Here is a 12,057-nt window from a genome sequence, read left to right on the forward strand (position 1 = left end):
TACAGTTAAATGCTCTCTTTTAAGAGCTAATTCGGATTTAATTGCACTCTGTACATTTATATTCAGCAAATTTATTCAAAACGCAAAAATTCGCTATTTTTAACTGTACAAACTACATCTATATCGCAAGGCATTCGCTACTCCACGAAATAGTTGCACTGGATACATCTATTTCACTTCAGCCGCGCAATCTATCCATATCTATAACAGCCTCCGGGTTAAAGCGAACTACCTTTCCATTCATCCCAAATCATCAAGGAAGCTGTCCTCCCCCTCCCATTCGGCAGACACTCGTACATAGTCATCCACCTCAGGAAATTCCAACAGTTCAATGATAATCAATTCGAGCGCTGTAATTGCCCGCAGCCCATGCTTCGTACCAGCAGGAACCGTGACCGTGTCCCCGGCGGCAACCGTATGAAGATGACCATTCATCCGGTATTCTCCATTTCCAGAAAGAAAAGACCAAACTTCTTTAGTATGTTGATGAAAATGGTAACTGGTGTGCTCACCTGCCAGAATGGTTATTTTGGAGGTCGTAACCTCAATACCTGCTGCCGTGCGAGAGAAGTCCAAAATGCGTGAGGTGCCCCAGCGTTTTTCTTCAATCATCGGCTTCGTCGCATGGCCCTCCAGCTTCTGCTTAATTCGTTTTGCCTGCTCTATCCCAGCTACCAATATACCATCTGGCCCTGCCGCCACGATTAAACCCGGGGCTCCGATAATATGCACAGGGCAAGAGAGTTCGTTGATCAAATGGGTACCTTTTGAATCCTCTGAGATACTCCCCTCGCCAATCACCGTTCCTTGCAAATGGGGAACAAGTGCATCCCAGCTGCCAATATCCGCCCATACCCCAATATAGGGGATTACTACCGCACGCCGTGTGTGTTCCAGCACCTCATAGTCAAAGCTTCGTTCTGGCAATTGATCATAATGCCCCAAAAACTCCATGTAATCTACGGGAAGATCCCGTTCCACCATACTTGAGAGCAAGTACCCTAATGAGCAGGAAAACACGCCGCAATTCCACAGTCCTCCCTGAGAAATGAACTCAGCCGCTGTCGATTCGTTCGGTTTCTCTGCAAACTGCTCAACATTTAAAAAAGACGTCCCTCCTACCCCTGACCCTTCACCAGGTAGAATATAACCGAACTGTGTTGAAGGAAATTCAGGTAAAACACCAATCAAAGCAATATCTGCTTGTGATTCGGCAAGTACACTAGGAAATTGATGAAGCTGCTTAAAAAAAGAAGTCTCCACATACGAATCCACCGGAATGACCACTACGATCTCTTTTGAGTCCATACCCTTCACAGAATGCAGATAACTCGCCGCCAGAGCTACTGCAGTAAAAGTCCCCCGTTTCTGCGGCTCCGCTAATAAAGGGACTTGAGCACCAACGGATTTGCGAGTAATCTCCACCTGACTGCGATGAGTCACAATGCAGCTTGAATCCAACAAGCCTACTTCTTCCAGCCCTCTGCATACCCGCTCGATCATCGACTCCACACCGCCAGCTTCTGTTGGAAGCAGCCTTAAAAAAGCTTTAGACCTGATCTCATTTGATAGCGGCCATAACCGCTTCCCCGATCCCCCTGAAAGGAGTACGATCTGCAACCCTATCGCCCCCCTGCGCTGGATTTAGCCCCCGGTGTTCTCACATACCCCTTTCGTTTATGAAAAGACAATGATCTATACTTCTCAGCCAGCTGATTCACTCTCTGCTTGGATAGCTGTCCTGCATTCATATGGAGACCTTTATTACGCGCTTTTTGAATCTTCATTCCCTCGCGATTCTTCGAATACAGGTAATTGGCATAAGTTTCGAATTCAGAAAAGGCAAATTGCTTGGAACGGTTCATACTGTGTAAAATAGCTCGATACCAAGGCATTTGGTGTCTTGCTTCTATCTCTCTTTTCATTTGAGTCAATTGACTGCGTTCAAACAGCATATAATGGGTCACAAATGACGATTTTGCGGTCACCTTGCGGCCCATGAGTTTCCTATAGGTTACAAAATACTGTGGTTGGCTCCAGTTCCGGCTGTAAAAGAGTGTCTTGCCGTCCGCCCGAAAACGGTGGGGGGTGATCAGAACGGTATCGGCATCAATAACCAGAAAATAATCCGCCGTGCAGAGCTTGTCGCCATTCAGTTTCAGCAGCTGTTGGAATAGCCAGCCGGAACGTTCCCAGGTGCGTGAGCGGTAATGAATATCTTTTTTCGTAATCGGCAGCACCGTATTCTCATCAATAAAGGTACAGCCTTTTGTGCGACAGAACTCAATCATCCGTTTCTTTTTGGGAGCAACAATTAATATCCGGCCGATGGGATGCTTAACATGCTTTCTAACAGCGTCAATCACATGGGGAAGGGTCTGTAAATCTTTTTCAATCGCGGGAATCAGTACGTCTATAGTAACGGCATGTCTGATGCGGACCTTACTGGGCGAGGGCATAGGGTCATCTCCATATCATGTTTTTGCTTTAGGATATGAGCATGATAGGAAAAGGGAATGGGCATCACAGAATTGTTCAGGGGAGTGGCAAACGTGCGCTGAACAATTCTGTGATGCGCGGGGCGGAAATTTTTATATTATAAAAATAGAAACAGACCTGCACCCAGCGCCCTTTAGTAGGGCGAATATGCCTCTCATTTCGCCGACACTGCCACATTCCAGCCAATCTACGGGATTTACACCGTACATTTCGCCCACGCAGCCACGATCCAGCTAATCTACGGGATTTATACCGTACATTCCGTCCACGTAGCCACATTCCTGCCTATCTGCGGGATTTATACCGCACATTCCGTCCACGCAGCCACGATCCAGCTAATCTACGGGATTTATACCGCACATTCCGTCTACGCAGCCACGATCCAGCTAATCTGCGGGATTTATACCGCACATTCCGCCCACGCAGCCACAATCCTACCTATCTACGGGATTTATACCGCACATTCCGTCCACGCAGCCACATTCCAGCCTATCTACGGGATTTATACCGTACATTTCGCCCACGCAGCCACGATCCAGCTAATCTGCGGGATTTATACTGTACATTTCGCCTGCGCAGCCACGATCCAGCTAATCTGCGGGATTTATACCGCACATTCCGTCCACGCAGCCACGATCCAGCTAATCTGCGGGATTTATACCGTACATTTCGCCCGCGCAGCCACATTCCAGCCTATCTACGGGATTTATACCGTACATTCCGCCCACGCAGCCACAATCCTACCTATCTACGGGATTTATACCGTACATTTCGCCCGCGCAGCCACAATCCAGCTAATCTGCGGGATTTATACCGTACATTTCGCCCGCGCAGCCACAATCCAGCTAATCTGCGGGATTTATACCGTACATTCCGTCCGCGCAGCCACATTCCAGCTAATCTACGGGATTTTTACCGTACATTCCGCCCGCGCAGCCACATTCCACCCAATCTACGGGATTTATACTGTACATTTCGCCCACGCAGCCACATTCCAGCTAATCTACGGGATTTATACCGTACATTCCGCCCGCACAGCCACGGTCCAGATAATCTGCGGGATTTATACCGTAGATTCCCCCACGCAGCCACATTCCAGCTAATCTGCGGGATTTATACCGTACATTCCGTCCGCGCAGCCACAACCCTACCTATCTACGGGATTTATACCACCGTTGTGTCCCACTCCCACACCAATCCCCAGATTTTTACTGGCTCAATATCCAACACTTTTCCTGTGCAGCAAAAAGCTTGGGATGGTATATTGTAGATTGGCTAAATTTTCGGCACATTTTAAGATGAACTCAAACATCATAGAACTAGGTTTGTTGAGATCACTACTCTATACAGAAATAATGAAGGTGAATCTATTGAATAAGCTTTTATTTCATACTATCCCGCTGGGAGCTACTGGTGAGCGGATCCCGCAAGCGGCTGTGGCCTCAGCGCAGACAAGCCAAGAACTGGTGAAGCGGGAGGATGAGGACTCCGCTTATTTCCGCAGGCTGGAAGAAGGCGGCATCCTGCTCAACCGTCCGCAGATTTCTGCGGTACGGCATCATAAAGGGCCGCTTCTAACACTGGCCGGCGCAGGCTCCGGCAAAACCTCGGTTCTGATCTGCAGAACCGGTTATTTGTTGTCCGTGCGCGGCGTCTCGCCAAGTCAGCTGCTATTGCTGACTTTTTCGAGTAAAGCTGCGGCGGAAATGCGCGAGCGGATCGCCCTATTACCGGGAGTAGGCCCAGCGGACGTCGCGCGGCTGCAAGCCCGTACTTTTCATTCCTTTTTCTTATTTTTCTTGCGCAGACAAGGATTGCAGCAAGAAATTTTCAGTGAGACGCGGCGCCAGCACATCCTGTTGAAACAGATCATGCGTGAGCTAGGGCTACCTAAAGATGCCTATCCACCGGAAACGCTACTCTCCCTGCTCTCTTCCTGCAAGATGAACATGGGTACCGTAGAAGGCTTGCCTGAAGGAACCACCGCTGAAAAAGAAATGAAATCCATTCTGGAAATCTACGAACAATGGAAACTAGACAATTTCAAAATCGACTTCGATGATGTCCTCTTAATCGCCTATCGGATGCTGAAGGAGCGTCCAACGCTTTTGCAGGAATTGCAGATGAGATATCTATACGTGATGGTGGATGAGTTCCAGGATACAAATGCCTTGCAGTACGAGTTAGTCAAAATGATTGCTCACCCGCAGCATAATCTGATGGTAGTTGGCGACGATGACCAGACGATTTATTCCTTCAACGGGGCACGCAGTGAATTCATTCTGGAATTCGAGAAGCTGTACCCGGGAGCAAGGGTTATTACACTTGATATTAATTACCGCTCTGGTCCAGCTATAGTCGGACTCGGCAACGGTATTATCCGGCACAATACGCGCCGGCGTTCCAAAACCCTGCAAGCTGCCAAAGGCAGCGGGAGTCAGCCCCGGTATATGCGTCCGCAGACAGCAGACGAGGAAGCTGAGCAGATGGTTGAGCATATTTTAAACGAGGTTTCGAGCGGCAAAAGAGAATATAGCGACTTCGCCATGTTATATAGAGCGTCCAGCAGCAACCGGGCCGTTCTGGAATTACTTCTTTTACGCGATATTCCCTATATTGATTATGGAGAAGGCCAATTACTGTACGAACACTGGCTAATTTCCCCGGTCGTGGATCATATGCGTCTCTCCGTGAATCGGCGGAATTTTGCGGCTATGGAGAACATCCTGCCTACTCTATATATGAACCGTGAAAAAGGTATGAATCACATCCGGCAAATGGAAGCTAGACAACCAAAGCAAGGCCCACTAATCCATCTGTTGTCCATGCCCGGCATGGAGGATTTCAAGGGCACTAAGCTTAGAGAGCGGCTGGATCTAATTCGCAATATGCGCGAGTTAACCCCAGTCCAAGCGATCCGCCAGATCCGCACGCAATTCTATGATTATTTCATCGAAGCGAATGAGCGGCATCAAGCAACCTTGCATCGCGAAACGTTAAAAGAAATGCTAGATGAACTAGAATCGTCTGCAGAGCGATTTGATAGTATCCCTGCCTTTCTAGATTTCATAGATAATGTTACGGAACGTAATGAACATAATCGTCAGCCAAGCACCAAAGAACAAGGGAATCGGATCGCGCTTATGACCATTCACAAATCCAAGGGCTTAGAGTTTCCTGTGGTCTTTTTGATTGGAGCCTCTGAAGGAATTCTTCCGCATAGCTCCGCACTGGAGGGCGACCGGCTCAAGGACCGCAAGCTGGCCGCTGCAAATAGTGGTAGTTCAAGCTTGGCTGCACTGGAAGAGGAGCGAAGACTGGCTTACGTAGCTGTTACTAGAGCCCGGGAAGAGCTATTTATCAGTTCACCTGCGAGGCATCGAGGCAAAAAAGCAGAGGTCTCCCGCTTCATGTTATCAGCCTTCCGCTCTGCCGTTTCCTCCACAGCAACGACTACGGTGAGCAGAACAGTGACAACAAGATCCTTACCTACCAGTCGCACAACTGCGACAAGAACTCATGTCGTTCCGGTATGGAATTGTACCAGCAATACCTGTCCTGGCTGGACACGCATGAAAGCGGGCGGAGCTGAGGATCATTTAACCTCAAAGCCCTGCCCGTTATGTAGTTCCCCTATGGCAAAGGACCAACGAGAAGTTCCTGTATGATTCAACGCAAAAAAAGCAAGTTTCCTCTTCCCTGGAAACTTGCTTTTTTAATAAAAATATAGGTTTAGGCTGGAGTTACTACCGCTTCTTCTTCCTCTTCTTCATGCACGGTCTTGATCTGGATCATTACGGTTGACGGTTCGGTCAACACTTCAATCCCGTCCTTAAAGATCAGGTCAGAGACAAGCAATTGGTCGCCAATATCCAATCCGCTAATATCCACTTCCATGGAGGTAGGAAGATCTTCAGGCATACAGCGAACTTCCACTTCATAAATTTCAACCTGAAGCGTACCGCCTGCTTTAATACCTACGGCTTCACCTGCAAAATGAATAGTCACCTTGCTGTCCATGCTCTTTTTCATATTTACATGTTGAAAATCAATATGCAGAATTTTGCCGGACAGGGTATCCTTCTGAATGTTCTGAACCACGACCGGAACCTCTAGATCTTCCGATACCTTACCTTGCAGAATTGCGCGCGGATTCTTTTTGAGAATGTCCAGAAGTTCTTTTTCATTCACTTCCAACGTCAGAGTCTCTTTACCAATACCATATAATACAGCCGGAATACGTCCTTGCTTACGCGCCTGATTGATGTTGGACTTGGTGTCAGTCTTACGTGTGTTGAATTGAATAAACTTATTCATTGGGTTTCCCGCTCTCTTTGACCATAAATTCTTGTCACACTAAGTGTAACATGACCATATAATCTAGTCAAACCAACTGAAAGAACGCTAGGATTCATATTCGTCAAACGGGTCCGCGATCTCAATCTGATACGCTTCTGCGTCACTCACCCCTACAGACAATACCGCCCGGCCTCCTCCAAGACGTTTCAAGCCACCGCTGAAGATGACATCCTCCAGTTCTTTGCGCTTGCCCGGGCCCGCCGGAAAATCACTGCGGACTGCTATTATTTTGACCGGAGTTGCCTTATAAGTCTCAGGATTCAGCGAAAAAGCCATGGCATAATAGTGTTTGTTTCCGGCGCTATCGAAGCAAGCAATGTGGCCCAACACGCCCACCTTCCCACCCCGCAGCAGATGAGCTTCATTGGCTCCACCCCACTCTTCGGGCACGAATTGATCCTGTAGCACCTCGGCATCAATGAAGGTCTGCTCATTCAGTTCGTCCAGCGAAGGAATCACTGTGAACCCAATCTGCCCTCGCCCACCCCGTTCGCCCTGCGGCCGGGTAAATACGCCTACACTGCCATTATCAAGCTCGATAAGCCGGATATCCTTCATCGTGCCGGGGCCTGAAGAAAAGTGGGTCAAAGAATCGATGTGATAACCCCGGTAGAACTGGGTCACCCAGGAGATAATCCGATGCGGATCATCCGCTGCCGTAATCACTTCCACCCCGCCCACAATAAGTTCCCCCCTGATCCGGGTCCAGCACGGGTCCTGTAAATTGTACGTATGCGTATGCGCACGAGGTCTCCAAACCCCATCATGGCATGTAAAAAAGAAGACTTGAGAGAACTCACTGTCCCGTTCCTCAACTCTTCCCATTAGTACCTCTTCCCCGTTATACATAAACGGGGCGGTTATATTATAGACATCCCGGTGCCCAACACCGGTGAACGTCAATTTATTTACAGTGGTTGTACCGCGTCCGGCATGATATGTATCCAGAAGCTGCTTACAGGTGGCTGTCTGTGCCGGGTTCCTTGTCATCGCCGTCCTCCTCATAATCATTTGAACGATCGATCACCCAATCGTTGTCTTCCGCATCCATGGCAATCAGCTCGCCGGGCTGGACATTAAAGTATACACATAATTTTAGCAACAGATCCCTTGGATACTGCACCATCTCATTCTTATACATTCGGCGTACCGAATCAAAATGGTAATTGATCTCTTTAGCAAGCTTGCGGATCGATAATTTCGGATCATGCCTCTCCATGACCTCACTCAGTTTACTGCGTATGACTGGCATTCATACACCTCCTCCAATAATATATCCGTACTAACCCCAAGGCGTCAATCGAATTGACAAGATAAAACGGTCATGTTACAGTTGGATTAGGAAATAATTTGCAACATTTCTAATTTTAGAAAACCAAATACCTTTCCCTATTCAGAAAATAGAGTCTTCTTTATTTTCTTTTTTTGTATCCAGACCAATCGCAAGACCATTAGGGAGGCTCTTTGAATGAAAAATACAGTCCGTAATCACAACATCGTGTTCCTGGGAACCAGTCTGCCGCGAGAGTGCGGTATCGCCACGTTCACACAGGATCTGCTAGATGAACTTATCCACCTTCCCGGCTTTAACCCGCCCCGGATTATTGCCATAAACAACAATGAAACCTACGCTTACGATCAGCAGGTAATACGGCAGATCGACCAGCATAATTACGCAGATTATATAGATACGGCCGATTTCCTCAACAATTCTGATACCGATTTGTTGGTCATCCAACATGAATTTGGCATCTACGGCGGAGAAAGCGGTGAATACCTGCTCCCCTTTGTCGAACGTTTGAACATTCCGTATGTTGTTGTTTTTCACACAGTGTTGACCAAGCCCTCCCCTAAGCAGCATCAGATCATCCGATGTCTGGCCGAGCGTAGCGTGCAGGTCGTGACGATGGCAGAATCAACCCTTACCGATTTATCTACTATTTATGAGATCCCAGTTTCCAAAATCACATTCATCCATCACGGTGTCCCTCAAGTTAGCACAGCCTCACGCACCAGCCTTAAAGCACAATACGGTTATCCAGACCGCAAGATCCTCTCCACCTTCGGCTTCCTCAGTCCCGGCAAAGGGATTGAATACAGCATCGAAGCCATGCGCGGCGTGGTCAAGCGCCATCCCGAAGCACTTTACATTGTCTGGGGCAAGACCCATCCGGTCGTCAAGCTGGAATCCGGGGAAGTTTACCGCCAGAAACTGACGGACCTCGTAGAAATGTTTGACTTGCAGGACAATGTCCAATTCGTCGATAAGTTGCTGACCCAAGAAGAAGTAATAGAGTCCTTGGTCATGTCAGATATCTATGTGACTCCTTATCTGGGTAAGGATCAGGCCGTCAGCGGCACCCTGGCCTACGGAGTCGGTTATGGCCGGGTCATCGTGTCGACCCCTTACCGCTACGCCCAGGAAATGCTGGCAGAAGGCCGCGGTCTACTGGCTGATTTTCATGATTCTGCTTCCTTGGAAGCCTGCATTTTGCGCTTGCTGAACAGCCCTGCTCTGGTGCAAACGATGGAAGACCGCACGTTGAAGCTCGGGCTCACTATGCGCTGGAACGAAATCGCCAAAATCTATGCCGCCTTGTTCCACAGCCATATCCAGAGCTCGGCGTCAGCTGATCGGAGCGTGATTTAATGGAAACCTCCACCACAGTACAGTCTAAACCAGGCTATATGCGCAGAATCACGGACGATACAGGAATCTTTCAGCATACCAAGTTTGGGGTTCCGGACCGTTCAAAGGGCTACACTACCGATGATAATGCCCGCGCCCTGATTGCTGCGGTCTTAATGTACGAGAATTCCCGGGATGCCGTGGCACTCGATCTCATTCATACGTATATCTCTTTTATCTATCATTCCCAGACAGCGGACGGCAATTTTCGCAATTTCATGGATTATAACCGCTCCTTTATAGAGGATAAAGGTTCTGAAGATTGCCAGGGACGTACCTTGTGGGCACTAGGGTTCGCCTTGTCGCATGCAGCTTCCCTGCCTGACAACCTGATGAATACCTGCCGGTATTTGATCAATCAGGCACTGCCGCATCTGGAAGCCTTGGGCTCACCTCGGGCCGGAGCCTATGCCATCATCGGCTTAAGTTATCTTACCGAAGCACCCGGCCCATTAGGTTATGCTTTTCCATACCCGCATACTGAAAACACGACCGAAGAAGCCGCCTTTCTGCCAAGGGCAACCATTGAGAGTCTGATCGAAAATATTGCGGTTCGGCTGCATAATCAATATACCCGCTATAAGGGGCACGGCTGGAATTGGTTCGAGGACAGCATCACTTATGGCAATTCCATGCTGCCCTGGGCTCTGCTTCGGGCCTACCTAATCTCCGGGAATAAAAACCTGCGGGAGACCGCCAAGGAAAGCCTGGATTTCCTAGCTTCAACCACCTTCTCCAGCAAAGGCTACTATAAACCGATCGGCAGCCATGGCTGGCTGCTGCGTGATGGGCTGGCTGCACCCTATGATGAACAGCCCATTGAAGCCTGCGAGATGCTGCTGGCCTGCCGGGAAGCAGCTGTTGTTCTTGAGGACCCCGCCTATCTTACGCAAGCAGAATTATGCTACAACTGGTATCTAGGGCATAATTCCTTGGGAATCCCTCTGATCGATCCGCAGACTGGTGCTTGTTATGACGGCATCCATGCCGCGGGGCTCAACCTGAACCAAGGCTCGGAGAGCATTATATCCTTCACAATTGCCCGGTTGGTGATGCATCATGAATAAATATGCTACGATCCTAGCCGGCGGGGGCGGAACACGGTTTTGGCCCCTGTCCAGACAAGAAATCCCAAAGCAGCTGCTGAATATTAGTGGCAACGACATTATGCTAAACGATACGATTGAACGCTTCAAAGGGATTATTCCTCAGGAGAATACAGTTATCGTTACTAATCGTACCCAAGCAGTATTGTTGGAGAGTATTATGCACAGCAGCGTTCTCAAAGCTAATATTCTAATTGAACCTGTGGCGCGAAATACAGCCGCTAGCATTCTTTTTGCAGCATTATCTATAGAGAAATCTCATGGCAATTCCTTAATGGTCGTCCTGCCTTCCGATCACTATATAACGGATGAGGAACAATTCCGTCTTACACTAGACGAAGCCTGTACTGTTGCCATGGAGTCAGACAAAATAGTAACCATCGGAATCAAGCCTACTTTCCCATCTACTGGCTACGGCTATATTGCCTTTGATAAGACGCCAATTGCGACAAGCCCAGTGGCTGTATATGATGTAGATGAATTTGTAGAGAAACCAAACTTTCAGAATGCACAGAGTTATCTGGCATCCGGTAATTATCTATGGAATAGTGGGATTTTTATTTGGCAGACCTCTGTCATTATTGATAATTTCAAACGTTATCTACCTCGACTCTACAAAACCATGCTGCCCATCAGTGATTGTTTGGGTACAGATCAGGAAGAGGAAGTTATTAATGCCATCTATCCAACGCTTCAGAATATTTCGATTGATTACGGCATTTTAGAACGCTCTGATGAAGTTGTCGTGCTTTCCGGGCAGTTTGGCTGGAATGATATTGGCAGCTGGGATGCACTGGGTTCAATCTTCCCTCCGGATGATGCAGGCAACATTATAAAAGCAAATCATGTGGGGATAGATACCCATAATTCAATCATCTATGGAAATGGCAGACTGATCACGACCATTGGTGTAGACGGGTTCATCATTGCGGATACTGGGGATGCACTATTAATCTGTCCCAAGGACAAAGCGCAGTCAGTCAAAGATATCGTGGAGCTTCTAAAGGAACAGGGAATGACAGAATATATCTAACTAACAAAGAATGCAAAAAGACGGGCCATTGCAGTACATGCATGGTCCGTTTTTCATCTCATTATATAAGAAGTTGAACAGTTTATAAATGTTTTTTAAGCGCCAAACCTAGGTCCAAGCCCACAAGAACCCGTCTCGATCCCAAGCAATTCTCCCGCCATGGAGTTTCCGGAAAGCTTTCTTCACTTCTTTGGAGAGTGAGGCATTGCCGTTCTCATTCACAAATACAAATTGTTCTCCAAAATTCTCTTTCACATATTCAATCGCCGCCGTCTGATGCAAGGTACCCGTAAAACGAATCTCCTTCACCATCCATTCTGCTACTTCTTGTGCGGTTATTTCCATATGGATGCGCCTCCTCTCTGTGCTTA

Annotated in this window: 10 protein-coding genes; 4 read left to right on the plus strand and 6 right to left on the minus strand. The window is 48.0% G+C overall.

The features are described from left to right. Positions 1-240 precede the first annotated feature (240 nt). Both NST45_RS25520 and NST45_RS25525 read right to left on the minus strand, forming a co-directional pair. The gene (locus tag NST45_RS25520) at positions 241-1,620 is read right to left on the minus strand and encodes a sugar phosphate nucleotidyltransferase (protein ID WP_339824151.1); all 1,380 of its coding nucleotides are present in this window, start codon (positions 1,618-1,620) and stop codon (positions 241-243) included. Between the two features lie 2 nt (positions 1,621-1,622). Continuing rightward, positions 1,623-2,459 carry a DUF6492 family protein gene (locus tag NST45_RS25525; protein WP_076275601.1) on the minus strand — a complete coding sequence of 279 codons (837 nt, stop codon included), beginning with the start codon at positions 2,457-2,459 and terminating at the stop codon, positions 1,623-1,625. 1,410 nt (positions 2,460-3,869) lie between these two features. On the opposite strand from NST45_RS25525, the gene NST45_RS25530 reads away from it, so the two are divergent. Then, positions 3,870-6,167, plus strand: coding sequence for a UvrD-helicase domain-containing protein (locus tag NST45_RS25530; protein ID WP_036687345.1), 2,298 nt, complete (start codon positions 3,870-3,872; stop codon positions 6,165-6,167). Between the two features lie 64 nt (positions 6,168-6,231). On the opposite strand, the gene NST45_RS25535 is transcribed toward NST45_RS25530, so the two are convergent. From NST45_RS25535 to NST45_RS25545, 3 genes are all read right to left on the minus strand, one after another. Then, positions 6,232-6,816 carry a 50S ribosomal protein L25 gene (locus NST45_RS25535; RefSeq protein WP_052096720.1) on the minus strand — a complete coding sequence of 195 codons (585 nt, stop codon included), beginning with the start codon at positions 6,814-6,816 and terminating at the stop codon, positions 6,232-6,234. 87 nt (positions 6,817-6,903) lie between these two features. Then, complete coding sequence (locus NST45_RS25540) at positions 6,904-7,848, minus strand: DUF1861 family protein (protein ID WP_038568279.1); 945 nt, start codon at positions 7,846-7,848, stop codon at positions 6,904-6,906. Continuing rightward, positions 7,814-8,110, minus strand: a complete 297-nt coding sequence (locus NST45_RS25545) for a helix-turn-helix transcriptional regulator (RefSeq protein ID WP_051491502.1) — start codon at positions 8,108-8,110, stop codon at positions 7,814-7,816. The genes NST45_RS25540 and NST45_RS25545 overlap by 35 nt, the downstream gene beginning before the upstream one ends. 216 nt (positions 8,111-8,326) lie before the next feature. On the opposite strand from NST45_RS25545, the gene NST45_RS25550 reads away from it, so the two are divergent. From NST45_RS25550 to NST45_RS25560, 3 genes are read left to right on the plus strand one after another with little or no spacing between them, the layout of a single operon-like run. Next, entirely contained in the window at positions 8,327-9,508 is a 1,182-nt protein-coding gene (locus tag NST45_RS25550; RefSeq protein WP_036687342.1) for a glycosyltransferase family 4 protein, read from the plus strand. After that, positions 9,508-10,614: a glycosyl transferase gene (locus NST45_RS25555; protein WP_052096719.1), complete on the plus strand. Its 1,107-nt coding sequence runs from the start codon at positions 9,508-9,510 to the stop codon at positions 10,612-10,614. Before NST45_RS25550 ends, NST45_RS25555 begins: the two co-directional genes overlap by 1 nt. Then, a complete protein-coding gene (locus NST45_RS25560) occupies positions 10,607-11,686 on the plus strand; it encodes a mannose-1-phosphate guanylyltransferase (RefSeq protein WP_036687341.1) in 1,080 nt (359 codons plus the stop codon). Before NST45_RS25555 ends, NST45_RS25560 begins: the two co-directional genes overlap by 8 nt. A gap of 108 nt (positions 11,687-11,794) precedes the next feature. On the opposite strand, the gene NST45_RS25565 is transcribed toward NST45_RS25560, so the two are convergent. After that, entirely contained in the window at positions 11,795-12,031 is a 237-nt protein-coding gene (locus tag NST45_RS25565; RefSeq protein WP_036687339.1) for a hypothetical protein, read from the minus strand. Positions 12,032-12,057: the final 26 nt, after the last annotated feature.

This window comes from Paenibacillus sp. FSL R7-0163, from assembly GCF_037969975.1.
GTDB lineage: Bacteria > Bacillota > Bacilli > Paenibacillales > Paenibacillaceae > Paenibacillus_AQ > Paenibacillus_AQ odorifer.

Bases quoted from the DNA above. Each gene is read 5' to 3' on its own strand.
- NST45_RS25565 (WP_036687339.1), bottom strand. From the start codon at position 12,031: ATGGAAATAACCGCACAAGAAGTAGCAGAATGGATGGTGAAGGAGATT.
- NST45_RS25560 (WP_036687341.1), top strand. From the start codon at position 10,607: ATGAATAAATATGCTACGATCCTAGCCGGCGGGGGCGGAACACGGTTT.
- NST45_RS25555 (WP_052096719.1), top strand. From the start codon at position 9,508: ATGGAAACCTCCACCACAGTACAGTCTAAACCAGGCTATATGCGCAGA.
- NST45_RS25540 (WP_038568279.1), bottom strand. From the start codon at position 7,848: ATGACAAGGAACCCGGCACAGACAGCCACCTGTAAGCAGCTTCTGGAT.
- NST45_RS25535 (WP_052096720.1), bottom strand. From the start codon at position 6,816: ATGAATAAGTTTATTCAATTCAACACACGTAAGACTGACACCAAGTCC.
- NST45_RS25550 (WP_036687342.1), top strand. From the start codon at position 8,327: ATGAAAAATACAGTCCGTAATCACAACATCGTGTTCCTGGGAACCAGT.
- NST45_RS25525 (WP_076275601.1), bottom strand. From the start codon at position 2,459: ATGCCCTCGCCCAGTAAGGTCCGCATCAGACATGCCGTTACTATAGAC.
- NST45_RS25545 (WP_051491502.1), bottom strand. From the start codon at position 8,110: ATGCCAGTCATACGCAGTAAACTGAGTGAGGTCATGGAGAGGCATGAT.